The organism is Brevibacillus sp. HB1.2, assembly GCF_013332495.1.
Lineage (GTDB): Bacteria > Bacillota > Bacilli > Brevibacillales > Brevibacillaceae > Brevibacillus > Brevibacillus porteri.
Map to the genome: position 1 here is coordinate 584,129 of NZ_JABMIU010000001.1, position 19,912 is coordinate 604,040.

The window sequence follows — 19,912 nt, forward strand, 5'->3', positions numbered from 1 at the left end:
GATACCTCCTAACGGGCCGCATCGAATTTATTGATTTTCCATTGCAAGTAGTTGATGACCAACAGCATGACAAAGGAAATCACTAGCATGACCGTTGCAATTGCCGTAGCGCCCGCATAATCAAACTGTTCCAGCTTGGTCATAATCAAGAGGGGCACAATTTCTGTTTTCAACGGCATGTTCCCGGAGATGAAAACAACGGAGCCATACTCACCCAGTGCTCTAGCAAAGGCGAGCGCAAAACCCGTAATGATCGCCGGTAACAGATGCGGCAAAACCACCCGCCAAAATGTGTTCCATCGAGTAGCTCCCAACGTAGCCGCCGCTTCCTCCATTTGCAAATCCCAATCCTGCAACACAGGCTGGACCGTTCTGACGACAAAAGGAAGACCGATGAATGTCAGTGCAACCCATATACCGATGGGAGTGTACGCTACCTTGATCCCCCACTCCGCCAGGTACTGCCCGATCCAGCCATTTTCAGCGTAAATAGAAGTCAGGGCAATCCCGCCTACCGCGGTAGGTAAAGCAAATGGCAGATCAACTATGCCGTCAATGATCCGCTTCCCCGCAAACTGATAGCGTACCAACACCCATGCTACCAAGACACCAAACACCGCATTGAGACAAGCCGCGAAAAGAGAAGTCATAATACTCACACGAATAGAGGCAAGGACCCTCGTATCCATAATCGTCCCTATGAATTGCTCCCAACTCATCGCCGAAGCTTTTAAAAACAAGACAGACAGAGGGATCAGCACCAGAAGACTCAAGTAGATGATTGTATAGCCCATGGTCATGCCAAAGCCTGGCAAAAACCCTCTGTTGCGGAATGATTTTCTCATGAAGGTAACTCCTCTGAGGAAAGTGTACGTCTATGGTTTATAAAGTTGATCGAAGACGCCTTGATCTGCAAAATGAGTCTTTTGTGCTTTCGTCCAACCACCAAATAACTCATCGATGGTAAACAATTGGATGTCAGGGAATGCAGGTGTATGTGCTTGGAGCACTTCCTGCGAACGAGGGCGGTAGTAATGCTTGGCTGCGAGCTCTTGGCCTTTTTTGGTATACAGGAACTGGAGGTATGCTTCTGCTACTTCTTTTGTCATGTGCTTGTCAGCGTATTTGTCAACGATGGTTACAGGTGGTTCAGCCAAAATGCTCAGGGACGGATTCACAATCTCAAACTTGTCTTTCCCTAGTTCATTGACAGCGAGATACGCTTCGTTTTCCCACGCAATTAGCACATCCCCAATGCCACGCTCGACAAACGTAGTGGTCGAACCACGTGCCCCAGAATCGAGGACGGGTACATTTTTAAACAATTGTGCAACGAATTCTTGTGCCTTCGCTTCATCCCCACCATTTGTCTTCAAGGCATAACCCCAGGCAGCCAAGTAATTCCATCTAGCTCCCCCAGACGTTTTCGGATTCGGTGTGATCACGGATATACCAGGCTTGATCAAATCATCCCAATCTTTGATTTGCTTCGGATTGCCTTTGCGCACGAGAAACACAATCGTGGAGGTGTAAGGCGAGCTGTTGTCCGAGAGTTTCTTTTGCCAATCGGCAGGAATCAGACCGCGTTCGGCAATCGCGTCAATATCATAAGCGAGGGCAAGGGTGACTACATCTGCTTCCAAACCATCGATGACGGAGCGGGATTGCTTGCCTGAACCGCCATGTGATTGCTTGATAGTCACGGTTTGACCAGTCTTTTGTTGCCACTCTGAGGCAAACTCCTTGTTGATATCTTGGTAAAACTCTCGCGTCGGATCGTAGGAAACATTGAGCAGCTCTACCGTAGAGTTGCTGCCCACCGCTCCATTAACTGTTTCTGCTGGTGCAGCAGCCGAGCAGCCTGCCAAAGCAGCTGCCATAGCAACCATTCCTACGCGTTGCAGGATCGACTGGACCTTGCCTTTCGTGGTTTTCATACAGCTCACCTTCACTCCTCTTCTAATCTATAGTATTTTACTCGGAATACTCTGTTATTGAAGATTATACCTGCCTTTTTACTCCTGTCAACGATATTTCCATCTACCCTATGCTAGGCAGGTAGGCCACGTTCAAATGTTACTTGCCCATCCAACAAATTTGGGCCCGCCCGTTCTGACATTTTCAAAAAAATAAGCCTTCCCGTTGAATGGGAAAGCTTTTTCGATCAGACTGTGACACTGGCATATTTTATCCGGTCAAAAGCAAAAAGATCGGCGTCCGAATGACTTCCTTTGGTAATCAGATCACTGATAATTTGCGCGCCGATAGTCGAATAGACGGTTCCGTTCCCACCGTAGCCTAGTGTGAACAAGCAATGCGGATAGTTCCTGCTCCCCAAAAAGCGGGAGTCCGTCATGGGTATCGACAAAAGTCGCTCCCCAATAATATTCGGCTCGCATTGGAATCTCTGGAAATAACTCTTGAATCTTTGCGAGCAAATGATCCCGCTTTTTCAGACTGGAAGCCTCCTTCTTTTGTAAGTCGTTCAACGGCTCATCCAGTCCTCCGACAATGATTCTCCCTTCCGAACAAGTACGGATATACAAATAGGGACGGGCTGTTTCCCAGATTAAACATGCTTGCGGCCAACCTGGAAATGCATCGACTTGATTGGTCACGATGGAAAACGAGCTGGAAATCACAGCGTTGGCGTTGCGCTTCATGGATTGTGCTTCGTAGCCAGTGGCAAACACGGCACGCCTGCACTTGATTGTGTACCCATTATTGGTGTAGACCAAAAGCCCTCCGTCCTGCACTTTTTGATGCACGACTTCCGTGTTTTCGTAAACACGCATCCCTTTTTTCACAGAGTGGGCGATCACACCGTTGGCAAATTTGTACGGATTGAGCTCCGCATCTCCCTTGGAATAAATAGCCCCTGCCCGCGAAAAAGAGAATCGCTTCTCTATATCCGGTCGCTCCAAATAGGTGACTGGAAAGCCAAACTTCCTCAATAACTGGTACTCTGTCCGCAAGCTCTCTGCATCAGCTGGTTCACTGGCATAATACAAGCTGTCACGTCTTATGTAATCTGGAGATTGATCTAGCTGCCCAGAGATGTTTTCCAATTCATCAACCGCCTGCCGCGTCAGTTCGTAAAAACGAACTCCTTTTTGCTCACCGAACGAATGGATACAGGCTGTTAACGTTTTATCGTTGCATATTTGCAACAAACCGGTGTTAGCGCTGCTGCTGCCCCCACTCACCCGCCGTTTATCCACGAGGATGACATCCACATCATGCTGCTTCAAATAATAGGAAACGAGTGCTCCTGCCTCACCGCCACCAATGATCAGAACGTCACACTTCACGTCCTCGGTCAGAGCGGGATATAGGGGTGGCGCTGGCAATGTTTCTGGCCAATACAGTTTTCCGGTCACGAATATCATCAGCAAGTCCCCTCAGGCGAAAGTATCAATACGGACGTTACTTCAATTCTCAACCATAGGATAACCAACACGCCGACAGGCATCCGCTCCCCTATCGCACAATTCATTGGTGATACGTTATGATGGGTGTCAGAAGGAGTGATTGCGCTTGACTACGGTATACGTAAAGCTTCCGCATGAAAATGCAGTTGTTCGAGAAATCGCTGGGACGGATGAACTACAGGATCTGGTGGATGGTGATTATGAGGTAGTGGAAGATGATCATCTAGAGGGTATCTCTCTCGTTGTGAATGAAGATGCCCGCGGGGTACAAGCGAACAATTTCCCCATCACATCAGATGGTTTTTTAGACTGGGTCTATGGACCTTGCGTATTCGTCAAAGCAAATGGACGTTCGCTGACAGCTGACGATCTTTCGAGAATCGACCAGTTTTTATCCGCCAAAGGATGAGGATTTGATCAAAACAATGACCCCTGACGGATCAGCTTACGTCCATTTACACGGCTGATGATCAGGGGTCTTGTATTTTTACTCGATAGAACTAGCTCTTGATACCGCTGCTGCCGAAGCCGCCCGCTCCTCTTTCTGTTTCATCCAGCTCATCGACTACTTCGAACTGTGCGACTGGAACGATTGCAATGACGCCCTGTGCAATCCGGTCGCCTTTTTTGATCAAGTAGCTATGTGCATCGACTTCTTGTTCAACGGTTACTTCGTTTTCGCTAGCGCCCAGACATACCTTGCCACTTTTTCCGGATGCGATTCGAATGTTATCGATCAGGACACATACTTCACCGCGATAGCCTGCATCAACAGTCCCTGGTGCATTGGACAAGCGCAGCTTTGTTTTTGCACTGATCCCGGAGCGAGGGCGCACTTGCAATTCAAATCCTTCTGGAAGCGCGAACGCCAAGCCAGTTGGAACTTTTGCAGATTGGCCAGGGGCAATCAATGTATCCTCTACCGCGACCAGATCAAAGCCCGCGTCCATTGCTCTCGCGTACGCTGGGATCACGGCGTCTTGGTGGAGCTTTTTAATTTTCACCTGTGTAACCAGGCGCTCATTTGTCATGTTCATGTAATGGTCTCTCCTCTATAGCGTTTCAGCTGATTAACATTCATAGTGTACAGGATGCGTCCACTTCCAGCAAGAAGCACCGATTTTCATAAAAACCTCACAAATCCCTTTCTTTTTCAGCGCTTTTAACAATGGAATGTGATATAATCACCGTTGCATCTAAAATCACAATTGAAAAGAAAGGTGGAATTGTACCTTGCAAGTACAAAAACCATATCGCATTTTGTTGTATTACAAGTATACTCCTATTGAAAATTATGAGGAGTACGCAGCCGAGCACTTGCAATTTTGCAAGGATAACGGGCTGAAAGGGCGAATTATCGTAGCTCCGGAGGGCATTAATGGAACCGTATCCGGCACGATTGAACAAACCGACGCCTACATGGAATATGTGCGAAAAGATCCACGTTTTAGTGATATGTGGTTTAAAATAGATGAGTCGGAAGAGCATGCATTCAAAAAAATGTTTGTGCGCCCGAAACAGGAGCTCGTAACCTGGCGTTTGGAGGAAGATGTTAATCCGAATGAACTAGTCGGCACCTATCTGAACCCAAAAGAATGGCACGAAATGATGCAGGAAGAAGACGTCGTGATCCTTGACGGTCGCAACTATTACGAATACGATTTGGGACATTTCCGTGGTGCGATTCGCCCAGAAGTGGATTCATCCCGAGAGTTCCCTGAGTGGATTCGTGAAAACATGAGCCAGTTCAAGGATAAAAAAGTCCTCACCTACTGCACAGGCGGTATTCGTTGCGAAAAGCTGACAGGTGTCTTGCTGCAACAAGGTTTTGAAAATGTTTACCACCTTGAGGGCGGAATTGTCACGTATGGAAAAGATCCAGAAGTCCAAGGGCGTCTGTGGGATGGAAAATGCTACGTATTTGACGAGCGTATCTCTATTCCGATCAACCATACCGAAGAAGACGTCGTGATTGGACGCTGCCACTACTGCGGTACTGTGGAAGACCGCTATCTCAACTGCGCCAACCCATTCTGCAACAAGCAGCACTTCTGCTGCCCAGAATGTGAGACAAAATTCAAGCGTTCTTGCTCCGACGAATGCCGCGAGCACCCTCGCAACCGTTATGTAGAAGCAGAAGAAAAAGCAAAGCTAGCAGCTGCTGGATCAAACGCTTAAACAGCATACACGACCGAACAAGCTGATTCTTACGTAGAGTCAGCTTGTTTTTTTATAGGCAAAAGGCTCACCCTTCTCTTCCTCCCTTTTCCATCCCTTCTCCCTTTTGCCTGAATTTGGTACTATAATAAAAATCAAATCATTCGAAAAAGGGGATAAATCATGTCATTGATTCATCAAACAAGCATTCTCGAATGGCAAGCTGCAATGACAGCTGGAACTACGACTTCGCGGGAACTGACTCTCGCCTTTTTACAGCGGATTGCCACCTACAACAAACAAGGCATCCGAATCAATGCCATTTGTGAACTGAATCCAGATGCACTGGCGATCGCAGAGTCACTGGATCGGGAACGAGCGGTGTCTGGCAGTCGCGGGCCGCTTCACGGAATCCCTGTGCTGATCAAGGATAACATTGCGACATCTGACAAGATGCACACGACAGCTGGAGCTCTAGCTTTGGCTGATTCGTTTGCCTCTGCGGACGCATTTGTTGTGACTAGGCTCCGAGAGGCGGGCGCCGTCCTTTTAGGGAAAACCAATCTGACGGAATGGGCTAACTTTGTCTCCAATAACATGCCAGATGGCTACAGCTCGCGTGGTGGACAAGTGTTGAACCCATACGGGCCTGGTGTACTCGATGTCGGCGGGTCTAGCTCAGGTTCAGCTGCTGGTATTGCCGCAGGTTTTGCCGTTGTGGCAGTCGGTACTGAGACTTCCGGGTCGATTCTCCACCCAGCCGAGCAGAATTCACTCGTGGGAATCAAACCTACTGTTGGCTTAATCAGCCGTTCCGGTATCATCCCGATTTCCCATAGCCAAGACACAGCCGGACCGATAGCGAGAACCGTGACAGATGCAGCTATTTTGCTTGGTGCGCTTACTGGTATAGATGCAAATGATCCGGTGACTGGAAAAAGCGAGGGTCTCGCGTATACCGATTACCTCACCTTCCTCGATGCAGATGGATTGCGGGGCGCACGCATCGGCGTTGTACGCTCCAGCTTTTTGGCTGAGTGTGAAGCCGACGAAATCGCCTTGTATGAAGCAGCTATTGAAAAACTCAAAGAAGCTGGCGCAACTGTCATAGATGCGGTCACCATTCCGACAGAAAATGCCGAATGGGACATACATGTGCTCGTGCATGAATTCAAGGTTGGGGTAAATGCGTACTTAAAAACCTTACCAGCCTCCTCCCCAATCCGCTCCTTACAGGATGTCATTGCTTTTAATCGGGCACATGAGGAACAAGCCCTGCTTTACGGGCAAGAGCTGCTGGAAGAATCCGAGCAAACAAGTGGTACACTGACTGAGCCGGAGTATCTGGCTAATCGCCTATTCGATTTGGAAATGTCACAGAAACAAGGTCTTGATGCTGTTATGAAGGAGCACGAACTCGATGCCCTCTTGTACCCCGGCAGTACGGGTTATGCTATCCCTGCCAAAGCTGGTTACCCTTCGATTACGGTTCCAGCTGGCTATACTTCCGCGGGCAAGCCATTTGGCATCATGCTGACCGGATTGGCATTCCAGGAACCTACTCTACTTCGCCTGGCCTACGCTTACGAGCAAGCAACTCGACTACGTGTAGCTCCGAATATGACGAAAGCGTAAAGGAAGCACAGAATGAACCGATATTACGGACTTTTTATTGGCACAGCAATCCCTTTCAAACACCTGAAGAAAATCATTCGCAAATTCAACTATGATTACTATGACAAAGCCAGTCCTGAACGAAAGCAGCAATTTATCCAAATTATCCCAGAATTCCACATCAGCCACTCTCATGATCCACACCATTGGCTAGCGTGTATCATGGTGGAACCAGCGTTTTTGAACAGATTTTTAGAAATCATAAACAACCTAGATTTCACTTTCATCCTTTGTCAATATCGGCACGGTCATTTTCAAACGATGATGAATGAAAGCGAGTATAGCGTTACTAGCTTTCGCTCCTTGGAAGATGTCGTGTATTTAGTATTAGAAGATGAAGATGATATCGATAGGAGATTCGCTAAAAAACTGCTCACGCTCCCACTCGAAAAACAATTTGCCTCAGCTCCCGGAATCAAAACGAGCGAAGATTATCAGCATCTGCTAGATACATGGGTAAAGGAAGTACTCGCCTATCCAGCAAAAAACGCATGAGGCCTTTTGGCCCATGCGTTTTTCAATCTCTACATCGTTTTGCTTTCTTGCTCCGCTTTACCGAGTCGATCCTGGAACAGCTTGCTCAATTGACCGATATTTACTTCCCATTCCTCATCCTTGTAATAAACAGTCGCTTTGGATTCGCCTTTTTTGCCTACGATACGAATACTCGTTGTCTTCACTTCATAGGTGCCATCTTCCTTGAAGGAAATATCGGCATCCTTAAGCTCTTTGTCCAAGACTGGTGTAATCGTCTTATCGACGACTTCCTGTGTAGCTACGGCTGCTTGACGTCCCATTTGGATCACTTCTTCAGGACTGAATTGGAAAAACAACACGAGCACAACACCAATAATAGCAGCCAGCGAAATAATTCGAATGATACTTCGCACCACCCATTGGGCAGCCATGATAATGATTATGATACCTAGCGCAATCGGCCAGTAATCTTTGATCAGTTGAAGTATTTGGTCCACATTTATCCCTCCTTCGATTTCAGTCTCGCCAAAAAATATCGAAACCTAATCTTCTTACAGAAAAAAACCGTCTCAACAAAGCGGACGGAATCGCAAAAAATGGGTTGTCTCTCACTAATTCTCGTAAAAAAAGCAAACTCCTGCTCTCATTTTCAATCGTTTTAAACGAATAATTGACATCTTATTCATCTTTTATCCATAATAGGAATCCGAGAAAAAATGAAAACGGGTGAAAAGGGATGAAACAAAATCTGTATGATCAACTGGATTTTTATCAGGACTATCAAAAGCTCCGTCTGTCCGGTCAATCGGAGAATGATTTGATCGAACAGCCTGCCTTTCGGGGTTGTCTCCCCTCCCTAAAAGGATTGCGTGTACTCGACCTCGGATGTGGTGGCGGACAGTTTGCCAAGTACTGTGTGGAGCAAGGAGCACGAGAAGTGATCGGTGTTGATCTCTCCCACAACATGTTAGAGTATGCCCGGACGAATAACAGTCATGAGAACATTCAATATCTACAAAGCTCCCTGGAGGACATTGAGCTTGCCGATCATGACTACGATCTCATTACGAGCTCTCTCGTCATGGACTATGTTCGTGACTATGAGCAAGTGATCAACAAAGTAAGCCGCGCCTTGCGCAACGGAGGACATTTCGTTTACTCTACACTCCATCCGCATATTACTGCTCGCAAAAAGGTCGAGGGCTGGGTACGCGACGAAGAAGGACAGAAGCATTTCTGGCCCTTGGACAACTACCTGGAAGATGGAGAACGTGAAATGCAAATGATGAACGGCAGAAAGGCCCTTTTTTACCACCGCTCCATGTCCACTGCTGTCAATACGTTAATCCAAGCGGGGCTTACCCTGCAAAAGATCATCGAGCCAACCTGCACGCCAGAAGGACTCCTCTTGCAGCCGCATCAGATTTCCGAGGTAAGAAGACCAACGTTTATTATTTTCAAGACACAAAAGACTTTGAAATGAATGAACAAAAGCCCGGAGGAATGATCCGGGCTTTCATAAACATTATGGTTTTCTTATTCGATTTCATTTTCATCCAGACCTTGCGCATAGTACTCGTCCTGGATTTTCTCCGGCACCATACTCCCACCCGTCGCCCATACGATATGGGTCGCCTTTTTCATTTTTTCTGTTAGACCTTGCTTCGCCAAATAGTGACGCCCTGTCTCCTGCTGAAACAATCTAACAGGTCCTGGCATGCCAGCCAATGCAGACGGCTCCAATCGAATGGATTCGTGATCGCGCAAGGCACGTAACAAAGCGTATAGTTCCTCGTCGTCCACTGTAAACACGCCACTCAGTAGGTCCTCCATCATTTTTCCTACCAATCGGGAAGGGCGACCAACTGCCAGACCATCCGCCTCTGTCTTGTTGTCTATCCCGAAATCTTGAACGGAGACCTTGTCATGCAGACCTGTCATTAACCCTAGCAGCATGCAGGGAGAATGAGTTGGTTCCGCAAAAAAGCAATGAACATGATCACCATAAATGAGCTTTAACCCGTACGCTACACCACCAGGACCACCACCAACTCCACACGGAAGGTAGACGAACAGCGGATGATCACGATCTACTTTTATTTGTTGTTCCTCTAGTTGCCTTTTCAATCGTTTTGCCGCTACTGCATAGCCGAGGAATAATCGCTTGGAGTTCTCATCATCGATGAAATAGCAGTTCGGATCGGCTTCTGCCTGCTTCCTGCCCTCTTCCACCGCTTTTCCGTAATCCGATGCGTACTCCACAACCTGGACTCCCTTTGCCCGCAGCAATTCCTTTTTCCATGCTTTGGCGTCCGCTGACATGTGTACGGTGACTTGAAAACCAAGCTTCGCACTGATAATCCCGATGCTCAAACCGAGATTTCCTGTCGAGCCTACCGCAATGGAATAACGGGAAAACAGTTCCCGCAACGCATCCGAAGCCAAAATGGCATAATCATTGTCCGGTTGCAGCATCTGATGCTTTTGGGCCAATTCTTCTGCATGTGCCAGCACCTCGTAGATGCCGCCACGCGCTTTGATGGAACCGGCAATAGGCAAATGGCTGTCGCATTTTAACCAGAGATTCCCCTGTATATCCGACGCAAAGCGAGACTCTAGGTGCTTTTTCATCTCTTTTATCTGTACGAGTGGGGACTCGATCAGTCCACCAGCTTCTCTCGTCTCGGGAAAAGCCACTTGAATGAACGAGCCAAAGCGTCGCAAGCGTTCTTCTGCATCCTGGACTTCCTCTGGTGTAACAGAGAGAGTTGCTTTTGCGATCTCATCATAGCTAGGGTTCGTCCAGAAAACTTCATCCGTCTCCATCATGTTAGGAAGAAGCGGATATTTCTTTTTCCACTCCTCCATTGTTAGTCCTTCCACCTTTTCATTGTTTCCCATCTTGAACGAGCCCCCTATTCTTCCTTCCACTCATCTTTGTTATTATATCGAAATAGTACGAAACTTCTTTAGGAAAACCAAATAAAAATTACTGATGAATCCACTCATTTGATACAATGGTCGTTAAAGAAGTCGACTGTAACAAAAAGGAAAGTGATAACATGTATCGCTATACCATATGCTTTCTCAAACATAGAAATGGAATCCTCATGCTGAATCGCAACAAATCACCGTTGATGGGGCTATGGAATGGCGTAGGCGGTAAACTAGAGCACGGTGAGACTCCAATGGACAGTGTTCTTCGCGAGGTTCGGGAAGAGACGGGCATTTTGCTAGAAAAAGCTTGCTACAAAGGAATTGTCTCTTGGCTCGTCGATGGAATGGAAACGGGTGGTATGTATGCATTTCTCGCTCATCTTCCAGAAGACTACGAGCGCTCTCAAACCCCACAGGTAGTGGATGAAGGCATACTTGACTGGAAAGAGCTAGCGTGGATCTTGGACCCCAACAATGCTGGCGTCCCAGAAAACCTTCCCATGTTTTTACCATACATGTTGGAAGAAGCTGACCCTTGTCAGCATTCCTTTACGTACGAAAATAACCAGGTTGTCAACTATGAAACAGCTCCATTGCCAAAGCCGGTAACAACTTGAATCGGAGGAGAAACACAGATGGAAATTCGCAAGCTTGCCGCACAGGAACAACCACCAATGGATTTACTCTTATTGGCTGACCCCTCTGTCAAATTGGTGAAAGATTATTTACAAAGAGGTCACTGCTATGTCACTGTTCTGGAGGATAGCATCGTAGGGGTCTACGTCTTGATTCCAACCAGACCGGATACGATTGAACTCGTGAATGTTGCCGTCGATGAGTCCTATCAAGGCAAGGGCATTGGCAAAAAGCTCGTTCTTCATTCCATTGAAGTAGCCAAATCTCTCGGTTATAAGACGATCGAGGTCGGAACAGGGAATTCTAGCGTGGGTCAGCTCGCCCTTTATCAAAAGTGTGGCTTTCGGATGAATTGGATCGATCGAGACTTTTTCTTGCGGCATTATGAGGAAGAGATTTACGAAAACGGGATTCAAGTGGTAGATATGGTTCGCCTCTCTCAAGATATTTGAGAAGATTGTCTAGAAACAGTGTGAACCAAATGAGTATACATAATTTATATTATGTTATCTTTTTATAGGAAAAGGTGATGCCAGGTGATCACGCATTTTTCTAAATTAACCTTAAAAACTGTGTCCATCCAAGGGGTACACCAGGTTTACGCAGACCGTCTCGGCTTTCCGATTTCATCTCAATCAGACAAACAGATTACGTTTCAAGTCACACCCGATTTTCGTTTAACCTTTGAAGAAGTGTATGAGCCGATTTCCCCCGCCCATATTGCTTTTCAAGTGCCTTATTCCCTATTTCATGAATCAGCGAAAAAGATCAAAGAATCTGGTCTTTTGCTTGTTCGATGGGAGGATGGGCATGACATTGATCAAGAAAAAGGACGAATGAACCTGTATTTCCGCGATGGAGACGGGAATCTTCTTGAGATTATTGCCCACGAGTATGTGTCAGAAGAGGTCGTCCTGCCATCCACTCCCCTACACATTCTATATTTACGAGAAGTGGGCTGTCCTGTGGAAAGTGTGCCTGTTTTTACGCAATGGCTTAAATCGAATATAAGCCTGAAAACCTATGAGGATGGCGAAATTTTTAACTTCGTCATCGGAGGTACGGCGCATATTGTAGCCACATGGAAAAACAGGCCCTGGATTCCCATTGCAATGAAAGCGTTGCCACCGAAAATGCACGTCACTTTTGGAACACCTGACCAAGCGTTTCTGCAAAAAGTGCGGAGACGCTTTGAAAAAAGTAATGTCCTCTTCCATTCGGATGCTCATGAGCTTACGTTCGTCCGGGAAGGATACTCGTTTTCTGTTATCCATACACCCGATTACGCCCCCGACATCCCGAGTAAATTGCAATTACCACTTTCTATCTCCACCTAACAAATACAGCGGCAGTCAAGGACTTCAAATGTTGTCCCTGACTACCGCTGTTCTGCTCTCACGCTATCCTCTGGCGACCTTTCTCTTCAAAAGTGGCTCGCGACCTTCGCGTCCTTGTGTTTTTGCAAGGTAGATGGCGTATTCAAGCGGGCGAGTAATGGCATTCTTGTACTGCCCCGTTGCCCCCATCTCCCGGAAAATTTCCCGAGCTGGTTTGGGATTCACTTCGATCAGCCAAGCGCGACCATCTACATCGATGCCAATATCCAGTCCAAATTCAACCATCCGTCCAAAATGATCCTCGAGAGTTTCCGCTGTTTGAAAAGCGAGCTGTTCGCAATCATGCACGATCTGTGCAGTGCGCTCCTCCCCAAACTTCGGTCGGAGAAATACCGAAACAGGGATAGCTTTTCCCCCGCCATGCAGATTAGAGGTGGCACTGCGTTCTGGACCCACGCGAATTCCATGACCTGTAATGCTCCATTCACCCTGCCCATTCTTTTGAATCAAGAGGCGCATGTCTACTGCACGCGAAGGAACCAGTTGCAAACGAAGTCCTTGCTGAACGATGTATTTCTCCTGTCTCGTCCATCGCTCTACCCATCTCTGGGCAGCGGCTTTGTCTCTTACTACTGTGGATACTTTCGCCCTTTGCTTGTTCCGTCCGAGCAGTCGAAGTTCGTCGCCACGCTTTTCAATGGACAAGATGTTTCGTCCTCCTGTTCCATTGAGTGGCTTTACGTAGAGCAATGGATGCTTTCCTAGCATGTTGACTAGGCTTTGTCGGTTGTAGAGGTGTGTCTCCGGAAGCCAGCGATGCATTCTGGGGTCCCGATGCAGCACCTCATGCACACGCCATTTGTTTGCCAAGCGATTGTTTGCGTACAAAAAATTACTCGTCCGACGAAAGGCCACATAGTTCTTAAACGCTTGTGACGGTGTATAGCGGTATCGGTCGAAAACAGCGTCTGGACGGTCAAAAATCCTTGCTTGCCAACCGCCATTACTCCCCGGGACATACCCTCTCACCTGCTTCCCTGCTCCAAGCACATCGTTTGGTGAAAACAAGAAAACGGTACAGCCTAGTTCTTGTCCAGCCTTGAGTAGTCGCCGAAAATAGGTTGGCTCTGCAAAGCGCTTGCCTTCCCGCCAAGTCAAGATGCCGATTATGGGTCGTTTCAAAAGACCACCCTCTCTCGTTTCCTCCTTGGCAGTTTATTCAGTCCGTAGTCAAATGGCGATTATCTCAGCTTCTTTTCCAAGTGAAACAGATCGAGTGGCAACGGAGCCGTGACTTCGATGACTTCTCCCCCGAATGGATGCACAACTTTGAGCACTGCTGCGTGCAGCGCTTGTCGCTTAATGAGTTCGCGCTTGCCACCATACAGTTCATCCCCTAAAAGCGGGTGCCCAATATGACTGAAGTGAACGCGAATTTGATGGGTTCTCCCTGTCTCCAATTGACATTCTACTTTCGTAGCTGTTTGAAAGCGTTCCTTCACCTGATAATGGGTAATCGCTGGATCGCCGTTAGGTGTAACCCTTCTGCGCGTCCCATGATTCCGGTCTTTTCCAATGGGCTCATTGATTTTCCCGCGCTCTTTGGACATTTGTCCCGAAACATACGCGACATAGGTACGCTTGATTGTGCGCTCACGCAGCATTTCATCTAATAGTGCAGAGGCCCACGCATGCTTCGCGTACAGAACGACGCCTGACGTATCCTGATCCAGCCGATGGATATGGCGAACTTTTGCTTCCAAACCTGTACGGAAAAAGTGCCCCGACACGAGATGATCCAACGTCACATGATGATATCGTTCGGTTGGATGTAACAGAAGGCCAACCGGCTTATTCACGATGAGCAAATGATCATCCTCGTATAAAATCTCGGGAACTTCACTAGCCGGATCAAGCCCCAATGGCTCAGGCTTGCACATCCGCAGGCGAATTTCCTGACCTGCATTTCCTGTAACATGCTGAGCAACAGGTGCGCCATCCAGTAGGATTTCTTTGTATTGGAATAAAAGATGGACCTGCTTGCGAGGCAGCTTCCACTCTTCGCGCAGCAGGTTCCCAATCGGGATAGCATCGTCTTTGTCTCGTAAATGAGCAACGAGCCATTCCCCTTCTTTTTTCATGAATAACATTTCTGTCTATCTCCCTGTTCTATGTTGATGCAATTACGCTTGCTCGAGTCCTTTACTGACTTGAATAGCACGGTCCAGGAAATGCTCGATCTCCTCACGACTTTTTCCGAGCTTGCTAACAAAGCGAACCAGTTCTTTTCCATTATGGAACGCAATAAAGCTCGGAATTCCGAAGACATCGTACTTTTGGGACAAGTCCGGAAGAGTGTCACGGTTGACTTCAATCATGTCCAGCTGTTCTTTGTATTTTTCTTCCACGGCAGGCATAAATGGATCAATGCGATGGCAATCTGGGCACCAATCCGTGAAGAATTTGACGATGACTGGCTTGGTTGCTGCGATTACTTGCTCGAACTCAGCTTCTGTCTTAATTTCTCTCATGTTATCTTCCTCCCAGAATGATTTGGAAATAGTGTACCACAGGCACGGGCTGTTTGGGACGTTTAGGAGAAACAATTGCCAGCACTAACAAATCAACAAACGGAAATCCTATCTGTTGTAACCCCAAAAAATTTAAGGTAGGTGCTACTCATGAAGAAATTCGCTGCTCTGTTGATGGTTGCATGCTTGGTAACTACTGCAATTCCTGTATCTGCTGCGACACATGACGGTCACAAAAAACACCACAAGGTACAAACAAAAGCGCATCATATGAAGACCAAAGCTCACCATATGAAAACCAAAGCACATAAAGGCAAAGTGCATATCAAGGCTTTGCCGAAAACGGGTATGGGTGGGGCTAGCAATTAAAGGGGGATCTTCCCCCTTTTCTTTGCGACCTATGAAAAAACTGCTCGGGTCCCTTCTATTCATTAGTTTGGTTACAATCGGTTGCGGCCATACAGCTAAACAACCTGTCGAAGCTCCCAAAATCGTAAATACCATGCAAAAACCAGCAGGGCCCATCCATATCAAACAAACGGTTACCGTTTATGGTCCTTCGCTGCCACCTCAACCGACGTTCCTTCCTGCCCCTCCTCTTCCAGACGGAATCATGCCGACACTTCTACATATTCCAAAACTGAACCTGCAAGCTCGTGTAGAACCGGTCGGCGTTTTACCGAATGGGCAAATGGGCGTCCCAAAGGCTTTTGATCGCGTGGGTATTTTGGCGCCATGGACGAAGCCCGGGATGAAGGGAAATGCAGTGATCGCCGGTCATTTTGATCATTATACGGGTCCAGCTGTTTTTTACCATCTGAAAAAACTAAAGCCTGGCGACAAAATCACGGTGCGTGAAGCAAAAGGAAGAACGCTAACCTTCCAGGTTCGCAGAGTAGAAAGCTTCCAGACAGCCGAAGCCCCCATCGATCAGATTTTCGGAAATGCAGAGAGCTCACATCTGAATTTGATTACCTGCTCCGGCAAATTTAACAAGAAAACACAGGAGCATGCTCGTAGGCTCGTCGTCTTTTCCGAACTTGTTCAAGATACAATACCGCAAGATGAAAAACCCAGTGTTCGCAAATGATTGCGGCGACTGGGTTTCTTGTTTGCCTTTATATTTTGCCACCCTGCTCGATGAGACATTGAACAAATGCCTCTGCCGGACGAGACAAGGGCTTGTCTTTTCGATATGCCACCACAAGAGTCCGAGATGGCTTGGTTTTTATGCGCACATAAGTTGGTGGTTCAATTGTTCCAGGTGCGAGCGTAATCATTTTCGGAGCAAACGACAACCCCATACCTGCTGCAACAAGTGACTGAGCTGTCTGGATGTTCGAGCTCTCAAACACGATTCGCGGTCGGAATCCCGCCTGCTCACAGAGCCGGAGCGAAATCGTGCGGAAGCCTTGTCCTTCTTTTAACAGGATAAAAGGCTGATCAGCTACCTCTGCGAGATCGACTTCTTTTCGTTTCGCGAGCGGATGATTGGCCGGTACCGCTAAAAAGATTTCTTCATTGATCGCGGGGATGATTTCCAGAGACGGATCACTGATGGGCATCGTTAGTAGGCTTACATCAATTTTCCCCCGCACAAGTAGCTGCTCCAAATGACTCGACGTTTCCTCCATCAATTGCAGCTCGACACCGGGAAATTGCTGTGTAAACGTAGGCAACACCCTTGGCAGCACGTACGCCCCTGTAATCGGTAGACTTCCTACTAGCAATTTGCCGCTTTCTCCTATGGCATAAGCTCGCATTTCCCTCTCTAGACCCTCTGACATGTCGACGAGCGTTTGCGCCACCTGTATGAAGCGCTGGCCCGCATCAGTCAGTTCTACGTGCTGCGGCAAGCGATGGAACAAGCTGACACCGAGTATTTTCTCCAGCTTTGCAATTTGCTGGCTCAACGAAGGTTGGGCCAAATGTAATCGATTGGCTGCCCGAGAAAAACTGCGTTCTTCCGCAACAGCAAGTACATAACGAATTTGTCGTAACTCCATATAGACCTCCCGATAGGCAAAAACTATCCTTCTTATAATTATTATATCTTTGAACTATTCTCTTTGCCATGTTACAACCTTGTTAAGAGTTTTTTGATCGAAGGAGGAAAACATGATGACAGCCCGTACGATGTTTGAAAAGATTTGGGACAATCACGTTATTCACGAAGAGGCAGGCAAGCCGAGCCTTTTGTATATCGACCTGCACCTGGTTCACGAGGTGACTTCGCCGCAAGCTTTTGAAGGACTCCGCTTGGCTGGCCGCAAAGTCCGCCGTCCAGAGCTTACCTTCGCAACCATGGACCACAACGTACCGACTGCTGACCGTTTCAATGTCAAAGACCCGATTTCTCGTCAACAAATGGAAACCTTGACGGCGAACTGTGAGGAATTCGGGATTACACTCGCGGATCTGAACAGCCCAGATCAAGGGATCGTCCACGTCATTGGTCCTGAGCTCGGGCTCACGCATCCAGGTAAAACAATCGTCTGCGGTGACAGCCACACCTCCACTCACGGAGCATTCGGTGCCCTCGCCTTCGGTATTGGTACCAGTGAAGTGGAGCATGTACTCGCAACGCAATGCTTGCAGCAATCCAAACCAAAAACGATGGAAGTACGCGTAAATGGCGACCTGCCATTCGGTGTCAGTGCAAAAGATTTAATTTTGGCGATTATCGCAAAATACGGAACTGATTTTGCAACTGGTTACGTCGTAGAATACACAGGCGCTGCGATCCGCAACCTAACTATGGAAGAACGCATGACTGTGTGCAACATGACGATTGAGGGTGGCGCTCGTGCTGGCTTAATCGCTCCTGACGAGACTACTTTTGACTACTTGAAAGGCAAACGTTACGTTCCACAAGGGGAAGACTTCCTTTCAGCTGTCGAGGCTTGGAAAGAGCTGTGCACGGACGAAGGCGCTGCGTTTGATGCCTGTGTAGAAATCGAGGCAGCCGAGATCGCACCGCAAGTTACCTGGGGAACGAGCCCTGGTATGGGTACGAACATTACAAACACCGTTCCAAACCCTGAGTCATTCGAGACAGTCGCACAGCGCAAAGCGGCACAAGATGCTCTGGCGTACATGGACCTTGCACCTGGCACTCCTATGAGCGAAATCAAAATCGATCGCGTGTTTATCGGCTCCTGTACAAACGGTCGGATCGAGGACTTGCGCAAAGCAGCCGAGGTGGCAAAAGGACGCAAGGTCTCCCCTTCCGTACACGCGATGGTCGTTCCTGGCTCTCAGGCAGTTAAACAGCTCGCTGAGCAAGAAGGCTTGCACCTCATTTTCCAAGAAGCTGGCTTTGACTGGCGCGAATCTGGTTGTTCCATGTGTCTGGCGATGAATCCAGATATCCTTTCCGAGGGTGAGCGTTGTGCTTCTACCTCCAACCGGAACTTCGAAGGACGTCAAGGACGCGGCGGAAGAACGCATCTGGTTAGCCCGGAAATGGCAGCAGCAGCAGCTATCGCAGGCCACTTCGTCGACGTACGTGAATGGAAAAGCGAGAACGCTAGCAAGGAGGTATTCCAATGAATCCATTTGTCATCCACACCGGAGCGGTAGCCCCACTCGATCGTGTAAACGTAGATACCGACGCAATTATCCCTAAGCAGTTCTTGAAGCGCATTGAGCGTAGCGGTTTTGGTCAATTCCTGTTCTACGAATGGCGCTTTACTGTCGATGGTGCGCCAATCGATACGTTCATTCTGAATACGCCTGCGTACAAGGAGTCTACGGTCCTTCTTGCCCGCAACAATTTTGGCTGCGGCTCCTCTCGTGAGCATGCCCCATGGGCTCTCCTTGATTATGGCTTCCGCTGTGTGATTGCTCCATCCTTTGCGGACATTTTTTACAACAACTGCTTCAAAAACGGCATCCTGCCGATCAAGTTGAGTGAAGAGCAAGTCGATGAGCTGTTCAATCGTGCTCAAAACAAGCCGAACTACCAGCTGACCATCGATCTGCAAGAACAAGTCGTTCGTGACAGTGAAGGTCTCTCCTATCCGTTCGAGGTAGACTCCTATCGTCGTTACTGCCTGCTGAATGGTCTCGACGATATTGGAATCACGTTGCAGTATGAAGATAAGATCACTGCATACGAAGCAAGTCGTTAATTTATCATCCATAGCGTAGCGCATAGAAAAAACGAAGGCATCCACTATTGTGTCCCTTCGCTTTTTCTATGTTTGTCCTATAGATGAATATACATGTGGTTCTCATCAAAGTATTGATCGCCGATTTTCAGTGCCCGCTTCTCTAAACCGTATGGGAGAAAACCCATTTTTTCATAGAGACGAATGGCACCCGGATTGGTCGTGACGACAGCGAGCTGTACCGTATCAATATCTCCCCGCTTCTTCAAATACGCGAGCTCGGTCTGCATGAGTGCTTGCGCGACACCCGTCCCCCGATAAGCTTCACGCACGTACATAGAGACGATAGATGCTTTGTGTCTTGCTTTCATCCCTCGATGGCGGAAAAAACCGATGATGCCAGCCAGATGTCCTTCCACAAAAGCTCCAAAATAGCCGCTATCCCCCGCCTCTCCTTGCGAAAGTCTTCTCAGCCACTCTTCCCCAGGCATTTGAATTTCCTCTTCATAGGTAGAGCCGAATGCATCTGGATCAGTTTGTAGCCCTTCCAGTCTAATTTTAATGAGCTCATCTGCATCATCTGGTACCAAAAAGCGAACTTCCATTCTAAGCTGCACCTC

23 protein-coding genes are annotated in these 19,912 nt (G+C 47.8%); 12 read left to right on the plus strand and 11 right to left on the minus strand.

Annotation, left to right across the window (positions count from 1 at the left end; translation table 11 throughout):
• Positions 1-8 precede the first annotated feature (8 nt).
• The 3 genes from cysT to HPY28_RS02530 form a co-directional block, all read right to left on the minus strand.
• Complete coding sequence (cysT, locus tag HPY28_RS02520) at positions 9-845, minus strand: sulfate ABC transporter permease subunit CysT (protein WP_173621636.1); 837 nt, start codon at positions 843-845, stop codon at positions 9-11.
• 30 nt (positions 846-875) lie between these two features.
• The gene (locus HPY28_RS02525) at positions 876-1,889 is read right to left on the minus strand and encodes a sulfate ABC transporter substrate-binding protein (protein ID WP_371813438.1); all 1,014 of its coding nucleotides are present in this window, start codon (positions 1,887-1,889) and stop codon (positions 876-878) included.
• 354 nt (positions 1,890-2,243) lie between these two features.
• Positions 2,244-3,389: an NAD(P)/FAD-dependent oxidoreductase gene (locus tag HPY28_RS02530; RefSeq protein WP_254613046.1), complete on the minus strand. Its 1,146-nt coding sequence runs from the start codon at positions 3,387-3,389 to the stop codon at positions 2,244-2,246.
• Positions 3,390-3,537: 148 nt separating this feature from the next.
• Between HPY28_RS02530 and HPY28_RS02535 the strand changes: the two genes are divergently transcribed.
• Positions 3,538-3,840 carry a DUF3846 domain-containing protein gene (locus HPY28_RS02535; RefSeq protein WP_017248191.1) on the plus strand — a complete coding sequence of 101 codons (303 nt, stop codon included), beginning with the start codon at positions 3,538-3,540 and terminating at the stop codon, positions 3,838-3,840.
• 91 nt (positions 3,841-3,931) lie between these two features.
• Here the strand turns inward: HPY28_RS02535 and dut are convergent, their stop codons facing one another.
• Entirely contained in the window at positions 3,932-4,468 is a 537-nt protein-coding gene (gene dut / locus HPY28_RS02540; protein WP_017248190.1) for a dUTP diphosphatase, read from the minus strand.
• Between the two features lie 196 nt (positions 4,469-4,664).
• On the opposite strand from dut, the gene trhO reads away from it, so the two are divergent.
• The 3 genes from trhO to HPY28_RS02555 all read left to right on the plus strand — a co-directional run bounded on the left by trhO (position 4,665) and on the right by HPY28_RS02555 (position 7,757).
• Entirely contained in the window at positions 4,665-5,609 is a 945-nt protein-coding gene (gene trhO / locus HPY28_RS02545; RefSeq protein ID WP_017248189.1) for an oxygen-dependent tRNA uridine(34) hydroxylase TrhO, read from the plus strand.
• A gap of 162 nt (positions 5,610-5,771) precedes the next feature.
• A complete protein-coding gene (locus HPY28_RS02550) occupies positions 5,772-7,223 on the plus strand; it encodes an amidase family protein (RefSeq protein WP_174230035.1) in 1,452 nt (483 codons plus the stop codon).
• A gap of 12 nt (positions 7,224-7,235) precedes the next feature.
• A complete protein-coding gene (locus HPY28_RS02555) occupies positions 7,236-7,757 on the plus strand; it encodes a hypothetical protein (RefSeq protein ID WP_174230036.1) in 522 nt (173 codons plus the stop codon).
• A gap of 29 nt (positions 7,758-7,786) precedes the next feature.
• Here HPY28_RS02555 and HPY28_RS02560 read toward each other — a convergent pair whose 3' ends face one another.
• A complete protein-coding gene (locus HPY28_RS02560; protein ID WP_017248186.1) occupies positions 7,787-8,236 on the minus strand; it encodes a hypothetical protein in 450 nt (149 codons plus the stop codon).
• Positions 8,237-8,475: 239 nt separating this feature from the next.
• On the opposite strand from HPY28_RS02560, the gene HPY28_RS02565 reads away from it, so the two are divergent.
• Positions 8,476-9,222: a class I SAM-dependent methyltransferase gene (locus tag HPY28_RS02565; RefSeq protein WP_174224717.1), complete on the plus strand. Its 747-nt coding sequence runs from the start codon at positions 8,476-8,478 to the stop codon at positions 9,220-9,222.
• A 53-nt stretch (positions 9,223-9,275) separates the two neighbouring features.
• Here the strand turns inward: HPY28_RS02565 and HPY28_RS02570 are convergent, their stop codons facing one another.
• The gene (locus HPY28_RS02570; RefSeq protein WP_174230037.1) at positions 9,276-10,640 is read right to left on the minus strand and encodes a D-serine ammonia-lyase; all 1,365 of its coding nucleotides are present in this window, start codon (positions 10,638-10,640) and stop codon (positions 9,276-9,278) included.
• Positions 10,641-10,801: 161 nt separating this feature from the next.
• Between HPY28_RS02570 and HPY28_RS02575 the strand changes: the two genes are divergently transcribed.
• The 3 genes from HPY28_RS02575 to HPY28_RS02585 all read left to right on the plus strand — a co-directional run bounded on the left by HPY28_RS02575 (position 10,802) and on the right by HPY28_RS02585 (position 12,649).
• Positions 10,802-11,293: an NUDIX hydrolase gene (locus HPY28_RS02575; RefSeq protein WP_174230038.1), complete on the plus strand. Its 492-nt coding sequence runs from the start codon at positions 10,802-10,804 to the stop codon at positions 11,291-11,293.
• Between the two features lie 18 nt (positions 11,294-11,311).
• Positions 11,312-11,764: a GNAT family N-acetyltransferase gene (locus tag HPY28_RS02580; RefSeq protein WP_017248182.1), complete on the plus strand. Its 453-nt coding sequence runs from the start codon at positions 11,312-11,314 to the stop codon at positions 11,762-11,764.
• 84 nt (positions 11,765-11,848) lie between these two features.
• Positions 11,849-12,649 carry a VOC family protein gene (locus HPY28_RS02585; RefSeq protein ID WP_017248181.1) on the plus strand — a complete coding sequence of 267 codons (801 nt, stop codon included), beginning with the start codon at positions 11,849-11,851 and terminating at the stop codon, positions 12,647-12,649.
• Positions 12,650-12,712: 63 nt separating this feature from the next.
• Here the strand turns inward: HPY28_RS02585 and HPY28_RS02590 are convergent, their stop codons facing one another.
• The 3 genes from HPY28_RS02590 to HPY28_RS02600 are packed head-to-tail and all read right to left on the minus strand — an operon-like array spanning position 12,713 to position 15,180.
• Positions 12,713-13,831: a YheC/YheD family endospore coat-associated protein gene (locus HPY28_RS02590; RefSeq protein ID WP_017248180.1), complete on the minus strand. Its 1,119-nt coding sequence runs from the start codon at positions 13,829-13,831 to the stop codon at positions 12,713-12,715.
• Positions 13,832-13,890: 59 nt separating this feature from the next.
• Positions 13,891-14,799 (minus strand): RluA family pseudouridine synthase, encoded by a 909-nt coding sequence (locus HPY28_RS02595; RefSeq protein ID WP_174230039.1) that lies wholly within the window; start codon positions 14,797-14,799, stop codon positions 13,891-13,893.
• 33 nt (positions 14,800-14,832) lie between these two features.
• Complete coding sequence (locus HPY28_RS02600; protein WP_017248178.1) at positions 14,833-15,180, minus strand: thioredoxin family protein; 348 nt, start codon at positions 15,178-15,180, stop codon at positions 14,833-14,835.
• Between the two features lie 150 nt (positions 15,181-15,330).
• Between HPY28_RS02600 and HPY28_RS02605 the strand changes: the two genes are divergently transcribed.
• Positions 15,331-15,549 (plus strand): hypothetical protein, encoded by a 219-nt coding sequence (locus tag HPY28_RS02605; RefSeq protein WP_017248177.1) that lies wholly within the window; start codon positions 15,331-15,333, stop codon positions 15,547-15,549.
• A 31-nt stretch (positions 15,550-15,580) separates the two neighbouring features.
• On the plus strand, positions 15,581-16,270 hold the full coding sequence (locus tag HPY28_RS02610) for a class F sortase (RefSeq protein ID WP_017248176.1): 690 nt from the start codon (positions 15,581-15,583) through the stop codon (positions 16,268-16,270).
• A 28-nt stretch (positions 16,271-16,298) separates the two neighbouring features.
• On the opposite strand, the gene HPY28_RS02615 is transcribed toward HPY28_RS02610, so the two are convergent.
• The gene (locus HPY28_RS02615) at positions 16,299-17,186 is read right to left on the minus strand and encodes a LysR family transcriptional regulator (protein WP_017248175.1); all 888 of its coding nucleotides are present in this window, start codon (positions 17,184-17,186) and stop codon (positions 16,299-16,301) included.
• 115 nt (positions 17,187-17,301) lie between these two features.
• On the opposite strand from HPY28_RS02615, the gene leuC reads away from it, so the two are divergent.
• Together leuC and leuD are read left to right on the plus strand one after the other, a co-directional pair.
• A complete protein-coding gene (gene leuC / locus HPY28_RS02620; RefSeq protein WP_174230169.1) occupies positions 17,302-18,732 on the plus strand; it encodes a 3-isopropylmalate dehydratase large subunit in 1,431 nt (476 codons plus the stop codon).
• Complete coding sequence (leuD, locus tag HPY28_RS02625) at positions 18,729-19,313, plus strand: 3-isopropylmalate dehydratase small subunit (RefSeq protein ID WP_017248173.1); 585 nt, start codon at positions 18,729-18,731, stop codon at positions 19,311-19,313. Before leuC ends, leuD begins: the two co-directional genes overlap by 4 nt.
• Before the next feature lie 77 nt (positions 19,314-19,390).
• Here leuD and HPY28_RS02630 read toward each other — a convergent pair whose 3' ends face one another.
• Complete coding sequence (locus HPY28_RS02630; protein ID WP_174230040.1) at positions 19,391-19,897, minus strand: GNAT family N-acetyltransferase; 507 nt, start codon at positions 19,895-19,897, stop codon at positions 19,391-19,393.
• Positions 19,898-19,912: the final 15 nt, after the last annotated feature.

Bases quoted from the DNA above. Each gene is read 5' to 3' on its own strand.
- HPY28_RS02575 (WP_174230038.1), top strand. From the start codon at position 10,802: ATGTATCGCTATACCATATGCTTTCTCAAACATAGAAATGGAATCCTC.
- HPY28_RS02605 (WP_017248177.1), top strand. From the start codon at position 15,331: ATGAAGAAATTCGCTGCTCTGTTGATGGTTGCATGCTTGGTAACTACT.
- HPY28_RS02550 (WP_174230035.1), top strand. From the start codon at position 5,772: ATGTCATTGATTCATCAAACAAGCATTCTCGAATGGCAAGCTGCAATG.
- leuD (WP_017248173.1), top strand. From the start codon at position 18,729: ATGAATCCATTTGTCATCCACACCGGAGCGGTAGCCCCACTCGATCGT.
- HPY28_RS02555 (WP_174230036.1), top strand. From the start codon at position 7,236: ATGAACCGATATTACGGACTTTTTATTGGCACAGCAATCCCTTTCAAA.
- HPY28_RS02525 (WP_371813438.1), bottom strand. From the start codon at position 1,889: ATGGTTGCTATGGCAGCTGCTTTGGCAGGCTGCTCGGCTGCTGCACCA.
- HPY28_RS02565 (WP_174224717.1), top strand. From the start codon at position 8,476: ATGAAACAAAATCTGTATGATCAACTGGATTTTTATCAGGACTATCAA.
- HPY28_RS02610 (WP_017248176.1), top strand. From the start codon at position 15,581: ATGAAAAAACTGCTCGGGTCCCTTCTATTCATTAGTTTGGTTACAATC.
- cysT (WP_173621636.1), bottom strand. From the start codon at position 845: ATGAGAAAATCATTCCGCAACAGAGGGTTTTTGCCAGGCTTTGGCATG.
- leuC (WP_174230169.1), top strand. From the start codon at position 17,302: ATGACAGCCCGTACGATGTTTGAAAAGATTTGGGACAATCACGTTATT.
- HPY28_RS02580 (WP_017248182.1), top strand. From the start codon at position 11,312: ATGGAAATTCGCAAGCTTGCCGCACAGGAACAACCACCAATGGATTTA.
- HPY28_RS02530 (WP_254613046.1), bottom strand. From the start codon at position 3,389: ATGATATTCGTGACCGGAAAACTGTATTGGCCAGAAACATTGCCAGCG.
- HPY28_RS02570 (WP_174230037.1), bottom strand. From the start codon at position 10,640: ATGGGAAACAATGAAAAGGTGGAAGGACTAACAATGGAGGAGTGGAAA.
- HPY28_RS02595 (WP_174230039.1), bottom strand. From the start codon at position 14,799: ATGTTATTCATGAAAAAAGAAGGGGAATGGCTCGTTGCTCATTTACGA.
- HPY28_RS02630 (WP_174230040.1), bottom strand. From the start codon at position 19,897: ATGGAAGTTCGCTTTTTGGTACCAGATGATGCAGATGAGCTCATTAAA.
- HPY28_RS02615 (WP_017248175.1), bottom strand. From the start codon at position 17,186: ATGGAGTTACGACAAATTCGTTATGTACTTGCTGTTGCGGAAGAACGC.
- HPY28_RS02600 (WP_017248178.1), bottom strand. From the start codon at position 15,180: ATGAGAGAAATTAAGACAGAAGCTGAGTTCGAGCAAGTAATCGCAGCA.
- dut (WP_017248190.1), bottom strand. From the start codon at position 4,468: ATGAACATGACAAATGAGCGCCTGGTTACACAGGTGAAAATTAAAAAG.